The 16,687-nt window shown below is 39.4% G+C and carries 22 protein-coding genes; 20 read left to right on the top strand and 2 right to left on the bottom strand.

Features of this window, described 5'->3' with window-relative positions; translation table 11 throughout:
* Positions 1 to 205 precede the first annotated feature (205 nt).
* The gene (locus tag ACJVDH_RS01470) at positions 206 to 3,235 is read left to right on the top strand and encodes a SusC/RagA family TonB-linked outer membrane protein (protein ID WP_443945801.1); all 3,030 of its coding nucleotides are present in this window, start codon (positions 206 to 208) and stop codon (positions 3,233 to 3,235) included.
* A 16-nt stretch (positions 3,236 to 3,251) separates the two neighbouring features.
* The gene (locus tag ACJVDH_RS01465) at positions 3,252 to 4,760 is read left to right on the top strand and encodes a RagB/SusD family nutrient uptake outer membrane protein (protein ID WP_443945800.1); all 1,509 of its coding nucleotides are present in this window, start codon (positions 3,252 to 3,254) and stop codon (positions 4,758 to 4,760) included.
* Between the two features lie 1,942 nt (positions 4,761 to 6,702).
* Here ACJVDH_RS01465 and ACJVDH_RS01460 read toward each other — a convergent pair.
* Together ACJVDH_RS01460 and ACJVDH_RS01455 are read right to left on the bottom strand one after the other, a co-directional pair.
* The gene (locus ACJVDH_RS01460; protein ID WP_443945799.1) at positions 6,703 to 7,116 is read right to left on the bottom strand and encodes a tail fiber domain-containing protein; all 414 of its coding nucleotides are present in this window, start codon (positions 7,114 to 7,116) and stop codon (positions 6,703 to 6,705) included.
* 69 nt (positions 7,117 to 7,185) lie between these two features.
* A complete protein-coding gene (locus ACJVDH_RS01455) occupies positions 7,186 to 7,491 on the bottom strand; it encodes a hypothetical protein (RefSeq protein WP_443945798.1) in 306 nt (101 codons plus the stop codon).
* 257 nt (positions 7,492 to 7,748) lie between these two features.
* On the opposite strand from ACJVDH_RS01455, the gene ACJVDH_RS01450 reads away from it, so the two are divergent.
* From ACJVDH_RS01450 to ACJVDH_RS01365, 18 genes are all read left to right on the top strand, one after another.
* Entirely contained in the window at positions 7,749 to 10,172 is a 2,424-nt protein-coding gene (locus ACJVDH_RS01450; RefSeq protein WP_443945797.1) for an outer membrane beta-barrel protein, read from the top strand.
* A gap of 19 nt (positions 10,173 to 10,191) precedes the next feature.
* Complete coding sequence (locus ACJVDH_RS01445) at positions 10,192 to 11,100, top strand: ABC transporter ATP-binding protein (protein ID WP_443945796.1); 909 nt, start codon at positions 10,192 to 10,194, stop codon at positions 11,098 to 11,100.
* A 3-nt stretch (positions 11,101 to 11,103) separates the two neighbouring features.
* A complete protein-coding gene (locus ACJVDH_RS01440; RefSeq protein WP_443945795.1) occupies positions 11,104 to 12,336 on the top strand; it encodes an ABC transporter permease in 1,233 nt (410 codons plus the stop codon).
* Positions 12,337 to 12,595: 259 nt separating this feature from the next.
* Positions 12,596 to 12,796 carry a class I lanthipeptide gene (locus tag ACJVDH_RS01435; RefSeq protein WP_443945794.1) on the top strand — a complete coding sequence of 67 codons (201 nt, stop codon included), beginning with the start codon at positions 12,596 to 12,598 and terminating at the stop codon, positions 12,794 to 12,796.
* A 4-nt stretch (positions 12,797 to 12,800) separates the two neighbouring features.
* A complete protein-coding gene (locus tag ACJVDH_RS01430; RefSeq protein ID WP_443945793.1) occupies positions 12,801 to 13,004 on the top strand; it encodes a hypothetical protein in 204 nt (67 codons plus the stop codon).
* A gap of 84 nt (positions 13,005 to 13,088) precedes the next feature.
* Complete coding sequence (locus tag ACJVDH_RS01425; RefSeq protein ID WP_443945790.1) at positions 13,089 to 13,298, top strand: class I lanthipeptide; 210 nt, start codon at positions 13,089 to 13,091, stop codon at positions 13,296 to 13,298.
* Positions 13,299 to 13,366: 68 nt separating this feature from the next.
* Complete coding sequence (locus tag ACJVDH_RS01420; protein WP_443945791.1) at positions 13,367 to 13,576, top strand: class I lanthipeptide; 210 nt, start codon at positions 13,367 to 13,369, stop codon at positions 13,574 to 13,576.
* Positions 13,577 to 13,645: 69 nt separating this feature from the next.
* The gene (locus ACJVDH_RS01415) at positions 13,646 to 13,855 is read left to right on the top strand and encodes a class I lanthipeptide (RefSeq protein WP_443945792.1); all 210 of its coding nucleotides are present in this window, start codon (positions 13,646 to 13,648) and stop codon (positions 13,853 to 13,855) included.
* A 68-nt stretch (positions 13,856 to 13,923) separates the two neighbouring features.
* Entirely contained in the window at positions 13,924 to 14,133 is a 210-nt protein-coding gene (locus ACJVDH_RS01410) for a class I lanthipeptide (protein WP_443945790.1), read from the top strand.
* Between the two features lie 70 nt (positions 14,134 to 14,203).
* Positions 14,204 to 14,413 (top strand): class I lanthipeptide, encoded by a 210-nt coding sequence (locus ACJVDH_RS01405; RefSeq protein ID WP_443945791.1) that lies wholly within the window; start codon positions 14,204 to 14,206, stop codon positions 14,411 to 14,413.
* 69 nt (positions 14,414 to 14,482) lie between these two features.
* On the top strand, positions 14,483 to 14,692 hold the full coding sequence (locus tag ACJVDH_RS01400; protein ID WP_443945791.1) for a class I lanthipeptide: 210 nt from the start codon (positions 14,483 to 14,485) through the stop codon (positions 14,690 to 14,692).
* Positions 14,693 to 14,761: 69 nt separating this feature from the next.
* Entirely contained in the window at positions 14,762 to 14,971 is a 210-nt protein-coding gene (locus tag ACJVDH_RS01395; RefSeq protein ID WP_443945791.1) for a class I lanthipeptide, read from the top strand.
* A 70-nt stretch (positions 14,972 to 15,041) separates the two neighbouring features.
* Positions 15,042 to 15,251: a class I lanthipeptide gene (locus ACJVDH_RS01390; protein WP_443945791.1), complete on the top strand. Its 210-nt coding sequence runs from the start codon at positions 15,042 to 15,044 to the stop codon at positions 15,249 to 15,251.
* Positions 15,252 to 15,321: 70 nt separating this feature from the next.
* Positions 15,322 to 15,531: a class I lanthipeptide gene (locus ACJVDH_RS01385; RefSeq protein ID WP_443945791.1), complete on the top strand. Its 210-nt coding sequence runs from the start codon at positions 15,322 to 15,324 to the stop codon at positions 15,529 to 15,531.
* Positions 15,532 to 15,601: 70 nt separating this feature from the next.
* Positions 15,602 to 15,811, top strand: a complete 210-nt coding sequence (locus ACJVDH_RS01380) for a class I lanthipeptide (protein ID WP_443945791.1) — start codon at positions 15,602 to 15,604, stop codon at positions 15,809 to 15,811.
* Positions 15,812 to 15,881: 70 nt separating this feature from the next.
* Complete coding sequence (locus ACJVDH_RS01375; protein ID WP_443945791.1) at positions 15,882 to 16,091, top strand: class I lanthipeptide; 210 nt, start codon at positions 15,882 to 15,884, stop codon at positions 16,089 to 16,091.
* Positions 16,092 to 16,160: 69 nt separating this feature from the next.
* Positions 16,161 to 16,370 carry a class I lanthipeptide gene (locus ACJVDH_RS01370; protein ID WP_443945791.1) on the top strand — a complete coding sequence of 70 codons (210 nt, stop codon included), beginning with the start codon at positions 16,161 to 16,163 and terminating at the stop codon, positions 16,368 to 16,370.
* A 69-nt stretch (positions 16,371 to 16,439) separates the two neighbouring features.
* Complete coding sequence (locus tag ACJVDH_RS01365; protein ID WP_443945791.1) at positions 16,440 to 16,649, top strand: class I lanthipeptide; 210 nt, start codon at positions 16,440 to 16,442, stop codon at positions 16,647 to 16,649.
* Positions 16,650 to 16,687: the final 38 nt, after the last annotated feature.

Below are 16,687 nucleotides of genomic sequence, written 5' to 3'. Positions count from 1 at the left end.
ATGATTTAAACTGTAAATCCCTGGTCATTGATCAGGAGGCAATAAGTAGGAACAGGCATCTGCATAAACCAATATCAACCGTACACTTTAAGTCATCAAAAAAATGTATTCAGCTAATTCTTGGATAAATTCCGGTTGGATGAGTCTGCACATTGTTGTGTGTACGCAAAAGATTAATCCATGCTAACCAATAACACGATTAAATATGAGAACATTTCCGACAAAATCCAACTTGTGCGTACCATTGCGTATGTATTGGCCACATGTAAGCAGAGTATTTGCATTATTTACCACACTATTTTTGCTGTTTACATCCCCGGTTTTTGCGCAAACTATAGTAAAGGGTATTGTGTACGATGACACAAAAATCCCCCTCACTGGTGCAACCATACAAGTTGTAGGCGCAGCAACCAAAGCACAAACCGATGCAGAAGGAAAATTCAGTATTAGCGTAGCGTCTCCTGCTACAGCAAAGCTGATTTTCACTTTCGTAGGCTTTGAATCACAAACTGTTAGTGTAAACAACCAAACCACAATTACGGTAACCATGAAAACTACAAACGATCTTGAGGCCGTTACGGTAATTGGATATGCATCTGTCAAGAAAAATGATTTAACAGGAGCCGCAGTTACCGTTTCTGCAAAAGATTTTAATAAAGGCCCGCTAAATGCTCCAGACCAATTGATTCAAGGCAAAGTTGCAGGCGTTCAAATGATCAATAATAGCGGACAACCGGGCGGTGCATCTACAGTTAGAATACGCGGAAATTCAGCTATTACCGGAACCGGACAACCTTTATATGTTGTTGATGGAGTGGCATTAGACGGCCGTTCAGCGAGGCCATCCAGTAGTGCGGGTATTGGAACAGCTCCCGATGGAAATCCATTAAACTTTATCAATCCTGCAGATATCGAAACAATGGAAATTCTGAAAGATGCGTCGGCTACTGCCATTTACGGATCGCGGGCGGCCTACGGCGTAGTTTTAATTACAACAAAACGTGGAAAATCCGGAGAGACCAAAGTAGATATTGGTGCATCTACAGGCATAAGCAATATTGCAAGAAAGATTGATGTTTTGACCGGAGATGAATACAGAAATGCTTTAAGCCGTTATAACCTGACATCAGGAAACTTTGGCAATAGTGTAGATGCATTAGATGCAATAACACGTACGGCATACAATCAAAATTATTCTGTAGGCATAAGCGGAGGAAACAACGGAAATACTTTTCGTGCATCTCTGGGCTACCAGAATCAACAAGGAATTATTAAAACCTCCGATTTTAAAAAATACAGCGCTGCTTTTAATGGCAATTTTAAATTCCTTGAAAGCAAAAAACTTGGATTGGATGTAAATATGATCAGCAACCAGTATTTAGAAAATATCGCTCCAATTACCACCGATGCTGGTTTTACAGGCAGTTTGATCAGTCAGGCTTTGGCATGGAACCCAACGCAATCTTTTTACAATGCAGATGGAAGTTTATTTATAGATAACGGATCAACTATTGTAAATCCATTGGCCGCTTTGGCCGCAAACAGCGATAAAGCAAAAGTAACCACCATATTGGGAAGCGTTTCTCCTTACTATAAAATCACTCCCTGGCTTGAGTACCGCATGTTAGCCAGCGTAAACTACAGTGCCGGTCTTAGAAGATCTTCTACACGTAGTTTTTTAAACATTAGTGGTATAATGGCCACAAATGATTTTCTGGGTGGCTATGCCAGTTTTTCTAATACTGAGCTGATTACGCAACAGTTTACCAATACTTTAACCTTTAATAAAGAAATCGTTTCTAAATTAAACCTGAATGCAGTGTTAGGTTATGAATACTCAAATTTCATTAACAAAGGAACAACCAATACCGCCAGGGGTTTTGGAAATATTTCTGCAGATTATACAGACGCTTTTCAAACTACCGCGCCTGCAAACAGAACTTTTTCAGCATTTAACAATCCAACTACTGAACTTCAATCTTATTTTGCCCGCGCAATTTTAAGTTACGACAGCAAATACATCCTTACCGCAACTTTTAGAGCGGATGGTTCGACCAAGTTTGGTGCCGCTAACCGTTATGGCTATTTCCCTTCATTCGCTGCTGCGTGGAATATTAAAAGCGAGAAATTTCTGGCCGATACCCGCTGGCTCGATGTACTGAAGCTTCGTGCAGGTTATGGTAAAACCGGAAATCAGGATTTCCCTTCCGGATCATCGCAACAGCGGTATGATTTCGGCAATACAAATGGTCAACCTACTTTGATTTCGATCAATAATGCAAACCCGAATCTGAAGTGGCAGTCTGATGAACAAACCAATATTGGTGCAGATTTTGGTTTATTTGGCAACCGTTTAACAGGTTCGGTAGATTATTTCTACAAGAAAACCAACGATTTATTATTCCCGCAAATTGCATTTGTACCATCTGTTCCTGGAGCAGTTCCAACATGGGTTAACCTGCAAGGACAAATTATAAACAAAGGTCTGGAGTTAAATTTAAACGGTACTTTAATTAGCCAGGAAAACCTGAGTTGGTCTGTAGGTGGAAATGCCACGTTTATTAAAAACACTGTTCAAAATGTACCTCAAACCATTAGAACGGGTTCTTTAAATGGACAGGGTTTAAGTGGCGTAACGATGGAGGTGATTCAGAACGGTCTTCCGTTGTTTGCAATGGTAACCAGACAATATAATGGTTTAAGCAGCGATGGTTTCTCTACATATACAGCAGATGGTTTCACGAATTACTATGTCGGAAATCCAAATCCAAATGTAATTATGGGGTTTACAACGACACTTACATATAAAAAACTCTCATTTACTGCGAATTTTAATGGCGCATTCGGACAAGACATTTACAACAACACGGCAAACTCAGTATTGGCCATTTCTAACTTAGGCACAAGAAATATTGCTTCGTCTTTGGTGAATCAAAACATACAGGAAGCCCTCGCTAATCCAATTACGGCTTCTTCCAGATATATAGAAAAAGGTGATTACGTAAAACTGGCTAATGCAACCATCAACTATAACTTTGGTAATATCGGCAAATCCATCAAATCGCTTAATGTGTATGTGAACGGACAAAACCTATTCGTGATCACGAAGTACACAGGTTTTGATCCCGAAGTAAATGTAAATAAAAGTGTAAGTGGCGTTCCATCTGCAGGAATAGATTATACTGCTTATCCAACAGCCAGAACATTCAACTTCGGTGTAAATTTTTCTCTTTAACCTTAACTTAACTGACATGAAAACTAAATATATAATTGGCTTGATCACGCTTATGTTTTCCGCTTCTTCCTGTACCAAGCTTGATGAAAATCTGAATGGCCAGATCGGAAATTCGGGAATCAGTTCCAACAATGTAACCAGTTTGGTTGCGGCAAGTTACGCATCAATGGTTGGCCCTTATCAAGGTCCTTACAATTGGCAGGCTCTGCAGCAGGTTACATCAGATGAAACCATTGTACCAACAAGAGGTGGCGATTGGGATGATAATGGCGCATGGCGCGCATTGTTTTTACATCGATGGGCGCCAGATCACGCCAGAATATCAGATGTATTTCGCGATTTGAATAGCATCACCTACGTAACTACAAATGCTCTAGGCTATAATCCATCAGCATCACAAGCCGCACAGCTTCGGTTTTTAAGAGCATTCGCACAATTTTCAATATTAGATGGCTGGGGCAAAGTTCCATATCGTGTATTTGGTGAAGATCTTACTCAGCCGTCAAACGTACGTTCTGCAAGTGAAGCGATCACTTTTCTGACTACTGAGCTTACAACAATAATTCCTAACCTGCCGGATGGACCCGCAAATGTGGCAAATAAAAATGCGGCAAGAACATTGCTGATGAAGCTTTACCTGAATAAAGGTGTATTTTTAAACCGCAGCAATCCAACATTTGATCCCGCAGATATGGCCAATGTTATTACGCTTGCCAATCAGATCGGCTTATCCGGTTATACCTTAACACCAAACTATTTCGATAATTTTGCTCCTGCAAATGCGACGCTTTCTACAGAGAACATCTTTACTGCTCAAAATACCGGTGGCGTAGCCGGAAGTGATATTTTTAGTCTGTATTCTACCACGTTACACTACAACCAAAATCCGAGTGGTAATAATGGCTTTTGTACGCTATCGGATATGTACAATAAATTCGAAGCTTCAGATACGCGCCGTGGAATGAGTTATGCCGGCCAAACGAATATCAATGGCTTGCGTATCGGTTTTCTCGTTGGCCAGCAGGTTAATCAAAATGGTGTTGCACTTAAAGACCGTAGAGGCAACAATTTGGCTTTTACACCTGAAGTAAGCATTATCGAAAGAGATCAGAATCACCTGGAAGTTGCCGGCATTCGCGTGTTTAAATATCCGGTTGATATTGCCAACCTGGGTTCAAGACAAATGGAGAATGATTGGGTATATTTTCGCTACGCAGATGTATTGTTGATGAAAGCAGAAGCGCAATTGAGAACTTCACAAAACGCCGAAGCTTTAACCGTAGTAAACAGTATCAGAACTGTACGCGGTGCATCAGCTTTGACCAGCTTAACTCTGGATATTTTACTGGATGAGCGTGCAAGAGAATTGTACTGGGAAGGCTTTAGAAGACAAGACTTAATCCGCTTTGGGAAATTCCTTCAGGCCAGACAGGAAAAAGGTGTAGATGATCCGAAATATCTTTTATTTCCAATTCCGGATAATCAGATTGCAAATCCGAATTTGCCACAAAATCCGGGTTATTAAATCCAGGTTTTTCTGTGAATAATAATATTGTCTGTATGTTCCTACTCTTTGAAGAGGTGGAGCGTACAGACATTTTTTTGGTATTTTGCGGAAGTAAAGAGCTTTTGTAATGGCTTCACAGATTATTGATAGTCTTGAAATTGTTGTGATGAGCGCGCTGCATATTCATTGTCTGAAAGTGAGTACGCTTTCTACTTCATTATCTGAGCATAATTCCTCCCCCTGCCCCCTCAAGAGGGGGATAAAGAGTATAGAAAACAAAAATTCAAAAATTTGAGTGGTTTAATAACATGTATCCCCCGCCCGCGGGGGAATTAAAGGTGGTGGAAAACTGCGATAATTTTAATTCCTCCCCCTTACCCCCTCAAAAGGGGGATAAAGAGTATAGAAAACAAAAATTCAAAAATTTGAGTGGTTTAATAACATCTATCCCCCGCCCGCGGGGGAATTAAAGGGGGTGGAAAACTGCGATAATTTTAATTCCTCCCCCTTACCCCCTCAAAAGGGGGATAAAGAGTATAGAAAACAAAAATTCAAAAATTTGAGTGGTTTAATAACATCTATCCCCCGCCCGCGGGGGAATTAAAGGGGGTGGAAAACTGCGATAATTTTAATTCCTCCCCCTTACCCCCTCAAAAGGGGGATAAAGAGTATAGAAAACAAAAATTCAAAAATTTGAGTGGTTTAATAACATCTATCCCCCGCCCGCGGGGGAATTAAAGGGGGTGGAAAACTGCGATAATTTTAATTCCTCCCCCTTACCCCCTCAAAAGGGGGATAAAGAGTATAGAAAACAAAAATTCAAAAATTTGAGTGGTTTAATAACATCTATCCCCCGCCCGCGGGGGAATTAAAGGGGGGTGGAAAACTGCGATAATTTTAATTCCGCCCCTTGCCCCCTCAAAAGGGGGATAAAGAGTATAGAAAACAAAAATTCAAAAATTTGAGTGGTTTAATAACATCTATCCCCCGCTCGCGGGGGAATTAAAGGGGGTGGAAAACTACGATAATTTTAATTCCTCCCCCTTACCCCCTCAAAAGGGGGATAAAGAGTATAGAAAACAAAAATTAAAAATACGAGTGGTTTAGCAACATGTATTCCCCGCTCGCGGGGGAATTAAAGGGGTGGAAAACTGCGATAATTTTAATTCCTCCCCCTGCCCCCTCAAAAGCGGGATAAAGAGTATAGAAAACCGAAAAAATCAAAAATTTGAGTGGTTTAGCAACATGTATCCCCCGCGAGCGGGGGAATTAAAGGTGGTGGAAAACTGCGATAATTTTAATTCCTCCCCCTGCCCCCTCAAGATGGGGATAAAGAGTATAGAAAACAAAAATTCAAAAATTTGAGTGGTTTAGCAACATGTATCCCCCGCTCGCGGGGGAATTAAAGGGGGTGGAAAACTGCGATAATTTTAATTCCTCCCCCTTGCCCCTCAAAAGCGGGATAAAGAGTATAGAAAACCGAAAAATTCAAAAATTTGAGTGGTTTAGCAACATGTATCCCCCGCTCGCGGGGGAATTAAAGGGGGTGGAAAACTGCGATAATTTTAATTCCTCCCCCTTGCCCCTCAAGAGTGGGACAAAGAGTGTAGAAAACCGAAAAATTTAAAACTTTGAGGGGTTTAGCAACATGTATCCCCCGCCCGCGGGGGAAGTAAAGGGGGTGGAAAACCTTAACGACTATAAGTCCTCCCCCTGTCCCTCCAAAGGAGGATACAAAACGCGGAAAAATATCAAAATTTAAAACTTTGAGGGGTTTAGCAACATGTATCCCCCGCCCGCGGGGGAAGTAAAGGGGGTGGAAAACCTTAACGACTATAAGTCCTCCCCCTGTCCCTCCAAAGGAGGATACAAAACGCAGAAATATTGCACAATTACAGACGTTAACAAGATGAAGTTGAAACCCAAAAAAGGGGATCAGAAAAATCTGATCCCCTTTTTTTTATTTTGCGGCATGCGCTTTAAGCGTTTGAATTTCGCGCTTCAGCGCATCAATTTGCACTTGCTGTTCTTTAATGCTGCCGACCAATAAAGGAATTAATTTTTCGTAATCCACTTTCGTAATTGTAGCAGAATTTTGGGCATTTTTACCTGCCGGATATGTTTTTGCAGTTACCGTTATCACTTCCGGTGCAGCCGACTTCGCTTCCATGCCCACAAACCCAAATTGTGGTTGATCAGAAATTTTTAACTTCTGTGCCCAGGCCTTATCGTAGTTAAAGCTTACCGGCTGAAGTTTAGATACCACTTCTAATGCGTTATCTACCGGTTTTACATTTTGCTGCACAACTTCTTGTGCATGGATGGTTAATGTCGCAGCCACCAAAAGGACTACAAATGAAATTGCTCGTTTCATATTAGTATTTATTTAGAATGTACAAATGAATTTACATTGCGGTGCGCAATGGATAGATAAGAAATTGCCTTATGCGCCAGAAGGCGGCGGTGTCAATACCTCTGGGAAATAATTTAAACGGAACGACCGGCCTAGCGGGATGATTTTTTTCTCTGCGACATTAAAAACCACATTCTGCAATTGAAAAAAGGAATGATCGGTAAAAAACTCGTTTTCGACCTTTTTTTCTTCCTTTTCTGCTGCATCACTATTGACCGATGAAAGCTCGGTATTTGTGATGGATGATTTTAAATACGAAAGTACATTTCCCACTTTCACAAGCAAAGCAAGTGAAAGAAAAATGATTAGCAGATATTTAAAATTAACCCGTGTCATGTTTACAAATATAGCACCTATAGCTATATAACAAATAAAGTATCGTTAAAGTTCTGTAAGAATTATTCATATGCTACTACTACAAGGGTTTAACATCGTCTTATTTTAATAGACTTTATCCGGTCATTCAAGAGAATTTAATCTAAATTATAGCACAATCCGTCCGCACATTAAGCAAATCAGTGTATTATTTTTAATCAAAAAAAGCAGTTTATATATGTTTGATTCATAATAAATGAACAGATAAAAAAACTGCTATGGAAACAAAAAAAATATTGCCAAAACTCGTATTTATTTTAGTAATCGTCGGGTTTTCTATAGGTGTACATGCACAACAAAATGAAACCATCAAGCTATCTGGAGTAGTTGTGGATTCTGTAAGCAATTTTTCTTTACCAAATGCCGGACTGATTTTAGAAAACGACTCAGACGGAAGTAAACAAACAACTACAACGAATGTAGCCGGAAATTTCGTTTTTACAACAAAACCTGGTGACTATACTTTGCTTGTAAAATATGTAGGTTATAAAGAATATCATCGAAAAAATATACATGTTACTACCTCCGATATCAGCATCAATCCGATAAAACTCTCTTTGGAATTGAATAATCTAAAAACGGTAAATATCCAATCGAAAAAGCCGCTTATTACAATGACCTTAGATAAGGTTACAATGAATATCTCTGAGAGCTCGTTATCTGCAGGAACTACAGCACTTGAAATACTTCGGCAGGCGCCAGGCGTACAACTCGCCGAGTCTGGAAATGTTTCCCTGAACTCAAAAAATGTTACGGTTCAGATAGATGGAAGACAAAGCTATCTCAGCGGAGAGGAATTGAAGAATTGGCTTAGCTCGCAACCGAGTAATGCAATTGATAAAATAGAGCTTATCAGTAATCCTTCGGCGAAATACGATGCTGCATCATCGGCTATCATCAATATAAAAACCACGAAGATGTTAAATTATGGTTCGAATGGAAGTTTTACGCTTGGCGCTGGTTCTGGAAAATTTGGCCGAGGCAATTCAGGTGTAAACCTTAACTACCGGAAAGAAAAAATCAATATATATGGAAGTTACAATTTCATGGGTTTAAAACAATTTTCATCACTGGTAAACAATAGAATCCTTCAAAACAATAATCAGGTAACTTTTTTAAATGAAGATCAGTATTCAGAAAAAGGAATGAATGTAAACACAGTAAAAGCCGGCGCCGATTATGATATCAACTCTAAAAACAGCATTGGCATATTGCTAAGGGGGAATTTTACCAACCGAAACAGACAGGATGAATCTACAACACCTATTGGTCTGGTAAACCAGTCTGTTGATTCAACTATATTAACGAATATCAACGGAAACTCCTCATGGGTAAGTCCATCAGCCAATTTGTTTTATAAGTTCAATGATCTTTCAAAAAAACAATTGCTCACTGTAAATGGCGATTTCTATCGATACGGAAAAACTTCTAACAATATTTATACAAATAATTATTTTGGAAATCAGAATCAGTTTTTACATTCCGGAACGCAAATCAGGGACAACTCTCCAGGTTATATCAGCATAAAATCTATAACAGCTGATTATGAGAAAAAGGTTAAACTCGGTACACTATCTGCAGGACTAAAAAGCGCATTTACAACCACAAATAACGATGTGACCTGGGAGAATTTCGACAACAAAAGTTGGAACGTTGATCAAAGCAAAACAAACCATTTCATTTATGATGAAAACATCAGTGCAGCTTATGTTGGATTAAGCCGGCAAATGAAAAAAATTGGCATGCAGCTGATGTTAAGGGGAGAACAAACTAATGTTACGGGGAATTCGATTACTATGAATACTGAATTTAATAAGAACTATTTCCAGCTGTTCCCGAGTATAGCTTTTCAATATACAAAATCACCCACAAATCAATTTTCACTGAGCTATAGAAAGAGCATAGAAAGACCTTTATATCAATATGTTAATCCATTCCTGATTTTCCAAAGCACTTACAATTACTTTCAGGGTAATCCCAATCTGAATCCAATGACAAAACATGAGCTTCAATTCTCATGGTCATATAAACAAACTGTATTTACTTCACTGAGCTACAATTATATAAAAGATTTTTATGGAACGTTTTATAAGCAAGATCCGGTAACAAAAGGCATCGTTAGCTATTTTGATAATTACAGCAATGCTCAGTCATTAAACCTGAATATTGCAGTGAGCAAAATGATAAAGAAATGGTGGGGATTTAGTGGAAATTTTGCAAGCAGCTACTTTAAAGGATCCTATCCAAACATTGTAACACGCAAATCTACACCCAGTTTAAATTTAACAGCAACGAACGGGATAATACTTGGAAAGGGCTGGAGTGCAGATGTGATGTCGCTTTACTCATTGCCATATTCTGATGGGTTCTACGACTACAAAAGCAATTTTTTGCTAAATGCTGGAATCACAAAAGTGCTGAATAGTAACTCCAGTATAAAACTTACATCAAGCGATGTTTTTAAAAGCTATAAGATGTACTATACCGCTCAATACAGCAATATCAATTTACAGAATATTGCGCGATATGACACCCGATCGCTTACACTTACTTACACACAAAGATTTGGAAATGCGCGTGTAAAGAAACAGGTTGATAGAAAACTATCTATCGATAAGGAAGAAAAAAGGATTGGGCAGTAACCGTTTAAAGCAGAAAGCAATGTTAACGATAAAAAATATTACTAAGCAATATGCAGGGCATAAAGCCTTAGATAATGTAAGCTTCAATGTTCCTCCAAAAGAAATATTCGGTTTACTTGGCCCAAATGGGGCAGGCAAAACAACTCTGCTGAGGATCATAAACCAGATTATACCATCAGACGCTGGGATGATAACGATTAACGAAGAACAACTCCAGGAGAAACATATACGCTCCATAGGATATTTACCTGAAGAACGGGGTCTTTATAAGAAAATGGGTGTAGAAGAACAACTTTTGTATTTGTGCCGGTTGAGAGGCACAAGACAGTCCGACGCTAAAAACCAGTTGGATTACTGGCTTGACAAACTGATGATTAGTCATTTAAAACAAAAAAAACTGGAACAACTTTCTAAAGGGATGCAGCAAAAAGTACAGTTTATTGCAGCAGTTCTTCATCAGCCAAAGCTGATTATTCTTGACGAACCTTTTACAGGCCTGGATCCTGTAGCATCAGAATTGATGAAAGAAAATATTCTCGAATTGAATAAAAGTGGTGCAACCGTTATTTTATCTACACACAGAATGGAAACTGTGGAAGAACTATGCTGTACTGTTGTGTTAATTAACAAATCAGCAAAAATACTTGAAGGAAATGTAAATGAAATCAGGGAAGCTTTCAAAAATGCAACATACGCTATTCAATATCGTGGCATTTCAAAAGGTTTTAGAGCCAATAAAGGAATATATATCCTGTCAGAACACTTTAATAATGATACAAAAAGCTTTACAATGACCATAAAAGACGGATATACTGCAGATCAGTTTCTTAGAGATACCCTACATCAAAACATTGAGGTGGTAAGTTTCAACGAAGTCATTCCGTCTATGAATGAAATCTTCATCAACACAGTCAACCTAACGAACTAAAATATGAAAAAGCTGGCGCTAATTATATCCAGAGAATATATAACCAGAGTTCGGAAACAATCTTACTTGATTACCACCTTACTTTCTCCATTACTAATTTATACTTTATTCATTGGTGCGGAAAAATTAAATAACAATCAGAAAAACGACATAAAAAAGATACTGGTAGTTGAGCAAAAAGGAGATTTATTTTTAGATTTTGGTAATGTAAATGGGATTTCTTCTGAATACACTTCTAAAAGTATAAACCGGGTTAGCAAAATCCTGGAAAATAATCCAAATATGCTCGCCATATATATTCCGTCAGACTTTAGAGAAAAACAGGCGATAGAGATATATGCTGCGAAGGCAATTGATCAGAAACTGCTTTACTTAATCGAAAACCGGCTTCAGCAACAATATCTTAAGTATTTATTGAAGGATGTTGGTGCAATGCAGGCAAATTATGAGATCGCTGTGAGGAAAAACATAATCGGATCAGACAATTCAACAGAGAATATGAAATCACGGGGCATCTTAGGAATTCTGTTGGCTACACTCATCTATTTATCCATATTTCTTTATAGCAACCAGGTAATGAAAGGAATAGTGGAGGAGAAATCAAACAGAATTGCAGAGATCATTATCTCTTCGGTAAAACCTTTTGAACTCATACTTGGAAAAGTAATTGGTGTGGGCCTGGTTGGCCTGAGTCAATTTACCTTATGGATTGCTTGCGGACTGCTCTGTATGCTGGTTTTTCAGGTCGATCAAATTAATTTTAATATTTTTTCTGATCTCCATCTCTATTACAATACAACTATGATGCTAGTCATATTTATAGCCTATTTTATTGGAGGATACTTATTATATAGCGCTTTATTCGCCGCCATTGCATCATCAGTTGATAGTGAATCAGAATCACAGCAGTATATTTTGCCTGTAACTGCACCATTGATATTTACTATAATGATTGCTCAGAATGTCATCCTGCAAGATCCAAATGGCAGTATAGCATATTGGTTATCTGTTTTACCCTTTACCTCTCCAATAGCAGTGATGGTTCGTTTACCATTTGGCATACCGATAGCAGATATTGTTTTATCTCTCGGCACTCTAGCGGCAACATTTGCCTCGCTCATCTGGCTTGGATCAGAGATCTATAAAAAAAGGATTTTAACTTATGAGAAATCATTTGGATTTAAAGATTTTTTAATGCGTATCAATAGACATAACCGAATTAAGAAAACACCTTAACCCTACTTTAATTAACGCTCATGAACACCATATTTATTAACCCTGTCCGGCAATCTAAAGAGCCCAAAATGCGTCTACTCGAATGACTACAGCTGGATTGAACGACTGAAGAAGAAATGTATACAAAGGGTACACCGTAAAAACTGCAGGTAAACGGTTATCATTCACCACTTTTTTTTAATAATAAACGACTAAAAACACAATTAATACAAGGCTTAAAAACCTGTAAATGGGATCACTTTATCTAAATTTTAACATTATGAAACAAAAATTAAACAACAAAAAACTAAACATTGACCGGAAAACTGTAGCCAAACTGGATCAAAATGAAATGGCAAGTCTGAATGGCGGACAGAATGAAATGGCTGTAACCACAGCAGACATTCCAACAAGTATCGACTCTCCACAGACCACGACTTTTGTACCAACATGGACAACTTTACCAGCACCAACAGCATAAAACAATGAAAAGAAGAAAACCACTGCAACTTGATAAGAAAGTTATCATCGGTTTATCCCATGATAATCAAAAAAGAATTGTTGGAGGGCAACAACAGATCAACGAAGGTTTATTTACCACATCTTTCTTTGATTGTACTAACGTATTGTGCTGCGAGCCAGGCCCAACAACCTCTAAAACAATTATTGATCCTACTCAACAACTGTAACCACAATTTACTAAGCAAAACATCACGAGCGGATGCCGAAAAGCTCAAACAGAGTAGGCCTGTAAAAAAACTAAAACTAAAAACATGAAACCAGTTAAAAACAACAAACTAAACATCGACAGAAAAACCATCGCTAAACTAGACCAAAGCGCAATGGCAAGCTTAAACGGCGGAGGAGCAGCAGCAGAACAGGAATTGGATAACGCCGGAACAACTGCAACTTTCTGGACGGTAACCTCTCTGATACCAACCACACAAACGACAACTGCAACAACTGTAACCACAGTTTACTAAACAAAACATCATGAGCGGATGCCGAAAAGCTCAAACAGAGTAGGCTTTTTAAATCTAAAACCAAAAACATGAAACCAGTTAAAAACAACAAATTAAACATCGACAGAAAAACCATCGCTAAACTAGACCAAAGCGCAATGGCAAGCTTAAACGGCGGAGGAGCAGCAGCAGAACAAGAAGTGGATAACGCCGGTACAACTGCAACTTTCTGGACGGTAACCTCTCTGATACCAACCACACAAACGACAACTGCAACAACTGTAACCACAGTTTACTAAACAAAACATCACGAGCGGATGCCGAAAAGCTCAAACAGAGTAGGCTTTTAAAAATCTAAAACCAAAAACATGAAACCAGTTAAAAACAACAAATTAAACATCGACAGAAAAACCATCGCTAAACTAGACCAAAGCGCAATGGCAAGCTTAAACGGCGGAGGAGCAGCAGCAGAACAGGAAGTGGATAATGCCGGTACAACTGCAACTTTCTGGACGGTTACCTCCCTGATACCAACCACACAAACGACAACTGCAACAACTGTAACCACAATTTACTAAGCAAAACATCACGAGCGGATGCCGAAAAGCTCAAACAGAGTAGGCCTGTAAAAATCTAAAACAAAAACATGAAACCAGTTAAAAACAACAAACTAAACATCGACAGAAAAACCATCGCTAAACTAGACCAAAGTGCAATGGCAAGCTTAAACGGCGGAGGAGCAGCAGCAGAACAGGAATTGGATAACGCCGGTACAACTGCAACTTTCTGGACGGTTACCTCCCTGATACCAACCACACAAACGACAACTGCAACAACTGTAACCACAGTTTACTAAACAAAACATCATGAGCGGATGCCGAAAAGCTCAAACAGAGTAGGCCTGTAAAAAATCTAAAACCAAAAACATGAAACCAGTTAAAAACAACAAATTAAACATCGACAGAAAAACCATCGCTAAACTAGACCAAAGCGCAATGGCAAGCTTAAACGGCGGAGGAGCAGCAGCAGAACAGGAAGTGGATAATGCCGGTACAACTGCAACTTTCTGGACGGTAACCTCTCTGATACCAACCACACAAACGACAACTGCAACAACTGTAACCACAGTTTACTAAACAAAACATCATGAGCGGATGCCGAAAAGCTCAAACAGAGTAGGCTTTTAAAAATCTAAAACCAAAAACATGAAACCAGTTAAAAACAACAAACTAAACATCGACAGAAAAACCATCGCTAAACTAGACCAAAGTGCAATGGCAAGCTTAAACGGCGGAGGAGCAGCAGCAGAACAAGAAGTGGATAACGCCGGTACAACTGCAACTTTCTGGACGGTTACCTCCCTGATACCAACCACACAAACGACAACTGCAACAACTGTAACCACAGTTTACTAAACAAAACATCACGAGCGGATGCCGAAAAGCTCAAACAGAGTAGGCCTGTAAAAATCTAAAACCAAAAACATGAAACCAGTTAAAAACAACAAACTAAACATCGACAGAAAAACCATCGCTAAACTAGACCAAAGCGCAATGGCAAGCTTAAACGGCGGAGGAGCAGCAGCAGAACAGGAAGTGGATAATGCCGGTACAACTGCAACTTTCTGGACGGTAACCTCTCTGATACCAACCACACAAACGACAACTGCAACAACTGTAACCACAGTTTACTAAACAAAACATCACGAGCGGATGCCGAAAAGCTCAAACAGAGTAGGCCTGTAAAAAATCTAAAACCAAAAACATGAAACCAGTTAAAAACAACAAACTAAACATCGACAGAAAAACCATCGCTAAACTAGACCAAAGCGCAATGGCAAGCTTAAACGGCGGAGGAGCAGCAGCAGAACAGGAAGTGGATAATGCCGGTACAACTGCAACTTTCTGGACGGTTACCTCCCTGATACCAACCACACAAACGACAACTGCAACAACTGTAACCACAGTTTACTAAACAAAACATCACGAGCGGATGCCGAAAAGCTCAAACAGAGTAGGCCTGTAAAAAATCTAAAACCAAAAACATGAAACCAGTTAAAAACAACAAACTAAACATCGACAGAAAAACCATCGCTAAACTAGACCAAAGTGCAATGGCAAGCTTAAACGGCGGAGGAGCGGCAGCAGAACAGGAAGTGGATAATGCCGGTACAACTGCAACTTTCTGGACGGTAACCTCCCTGATACCAACCACACAAACGACAACTGCAACAACTGTAACCACAGTTTACTAAACAAAACATCATGAGCGGATGCCGAAAAGCTCAAACAGAGTAGGCCTGTAAAAAATCTAAAACCAAAAACATGAAACCAGTTAAAAACAACAAACTAAACATCGACAGAAAAACCATCGCTAAACTAGACCAAAGTGCAATGGCAAGCTTAAACGGCGGAGGAGCGGCAGCAGAACAGGAAGTGGATAATGCCGGTACAACTGCAACTTTCTGGACGGTAACCTCCCTGATACCAACCACACAAACGACAACTGCAACAACTGTAACCACAGTTTACTAAACAAAACATCATGAGCGGATGCCGAAAAGCTCAAACAGAGTAGGCCTGTAAAAAATCTAAAACCAAAAACATGAAACCAGTTAAAAACAACAAACTAAACATCGACAGAAAAACCATCGCTAAACTAGACCAAAGCGCAATGGCAAGCTTAAACGGCGGAGGAGCAGCAGCAGAACAGGAAGTGGATAATGCCGGTACAACTGCAACTTTCTGGACGGTTACCTCCCTGATACCAACCACACAAACGACAACTGCAACAACTGTAACCACAGTTTACTAAACAAAACATCATGAGCGGATGCCGAAAAGCTCAAACAGAGTAGGCCTGTAAAAATCTAAAACCAAAAACATGAAACCAGTTAAAAACAACAAACTAAACATCGACAGAAAAACCATCGCTAAACTAGACCAAAGTGCAATGGCAAGCTTAAACGGCGGAGGAGCAGCAGCAGAACAGGAAGTGGATAATGCCGGTACAACTGCAACTTTCTGGACGGTTACCTCCCTGATACCAACCACACAAACGACAACTGCAACAACTGTAACCACAGTTTACTAAACAAAACATCATGAGCGGATGCCGAAAAGCTCAAACAGAGTAGGCCTGTAAAAATCTAAAACCAAAAACATGAAACCAGTTAAAAACAACAAACTAAACATCGACAGAAAAACCATCGCTAAACTAGACCAAAGTGCAATGGCAAGCTTAAACGGCGGAGGAGCAGCAGCAGAACAGGAAGTGGATAATGCCGGTACAACTGCAACTTTCTGGACGGTAACCTCTCTGATACCAACCACACAAACGACAACTGCAACAACTGTAACCACAGTTTACTAAGCAAAACATCACGAGCGGATGCCGAAAAGCTCAAACAG

This window comes from Pedobacter terrestris, assembly GCF_052343045.1.
Classification (GTDB): Bacteria; Bacteroidota; Bacteroidia; order Sphingobacteriales; family Sphingobacteriaceae; genus Pedobacter.
The sequence above is the reverse complement of the archived record's forward strand: the minus strand, read 5'-3'. Positions and strand labels throughout refer to the sequence as shown.

Excerpts from the sequence above, each read along its gene's own strand:
- ACJVDH_RS01465 (WP_443945800.1), top strand. The coding sequence starts at position 3,252 with ATGAAAACTAAATATATAATTGGCTTGATCACGCTTATGTTTTCCGCT.
- ACJVDH_RS01390 (WP_443945791.1), top strand. The coding sequence starts at position 15,042 with ATGAAACCAGTTAAAAACAACAAACTAAACATCGACAGAAAAACCATC.
- ACJVDH_RS01405 (WP_443945791.1), top strand. The coding sequence starts at position 14,204 with ATGAAACCAGTTAAAAACAACAAATTAAACATCGACAGAAAAACCATC.
- ACJVDH_RS01400 (WP_443945791.1), top strand. The coding sequence starts at position 14,483 with ATGAAACCAGTTAAAAACAACAAACTAAACATCGACAGAAAAACCATC.
- ACJVDH_RS01460 (WP_443945799.1), bottom strand. The coding sequence starts at position 7,116 with ATGAAACGAGCAATTTCATTTGTAGTCCTTTTGGTGGCTGCGACATTA.
- ACJVDH_RS01375 (WP_443945791.1), top strand. The coding sequence starts at position 15,882 with ATGAAACCAGTTAAAAACAACAAACTAAACATCGACAGAAAAACCATC.
- ACJVDH_RS01450 (WP_443945797.1), top strand. The coding sequence starts at position 7,749 with ATGGAAACAAAAAAAATATTGCCAAAACTCGTATTTATTTTAGTAATC.
- ACJVDH_RS01445 (WP_443945796.1), top strand. The coding sequence starts at position 10,192 with ATGTTAACGATAAAAAATATTACTAAGCAATATGCAGGGCATAAAGCC.
- ACJVDH_RS01415 (WP_443945792.1), top strand. The coding sequence starts at position 13,646 with ATGAAACCAGTTAAAAACAACAAATTAAACATCGACAGAAAAACCATC.
- ACJVDH_RS01420 (WP_443945791.1), top strand. The coding sequence starts at position 13,367 with ATGAAACCAGTTAAAAACAACAAATTAAACATCGACAGAAAAACCATC.
- ACJVDH_RS01385 (WP_443945791.1), top strand. The coding sequence starts at position 15,322 with ATGAAACCAGTTAAAAACAACAAACTAAACATCGACAGAAAAACCATC.
- ACJVDH_RS01365 (WP_443945791.1), top strand. The coding sequence starts at position 16,440 with ATGAAACCAGTTAAAAACAACAAACTAAACATCGACAGAAAAACCATC.
- ACJVDH_RS01470 (WP_443945801.1), top strand. The coding sequence starts at position 206 with ATGAGAACATTTCCGACAAAATCCAACTTGTGCGTACCATTGCGTATG.
- ACJVDH_RS01425 (WP_443945790.1), top strand. The coding sequence starts at position 13,089 with ATGAAACCAGTTAAAAACAACAAACTAAACATCGACAGAAAAACCATC.
- ACJVDH_RS01395 (WP_443945791.1), top strand. The coding sequence starts at position 14,762 with ATGAAACCAGTTAAAAACAACAAACTAAACATCGACAGAAAAACCATC.
- ACJVDH_RS01440 (WP_443945795.1), top strand. The coding sequence starts at position 11,104 with ATGAAAAAGCTGGCGCTAATTATATCCAGAGAATATATAACCAGAGTT.
- ACJVDH_RS01410 (WP_443945790.1), top strand. The coding sequence starts at position 13,924 with ATGAAACCAGTTAAAAACAACAAACTAAACATCGACAGAAAAACCATC.
- ACJVDH_RS01370 (WP_443945791.1), top strand. The coding sequence starts at position 16,161 with ATGAAACCAGTTAAAAACAACAAACTAAACATCGACAGAAAAACCATC.
- ACJVDH_RS01455 (WP_443945798.1), bottom strand. The coding sequence starts at position 7,491 with ATGACACGGGTTAATTTTAAATATCTGCTAATCATTTTTCTTTCACTT.
- ACJVDH_RS01435 (WP_443945794.1), top strand. The coding sequence starts at position 12,596 with ATGAAACAAAAATTAAACAACAAAAAACTAAACATTGACCGGAAAACT.
- ACJVDH_RS01430 (WP_443945793.1), top strand. The coding sequence starts at position 12,801 with ATGAAAAGAAGAAAACCACTGCAACTTGATAAGAAAGTTATCATCGGT.
- ACJVDH_RS01380 (WP_443945791.1), top strand. The coding sequence starts at position 15,602 with ATGAAACCAGTTAAAAACAACAAACTAAACATCGACAGAAAAACCATC.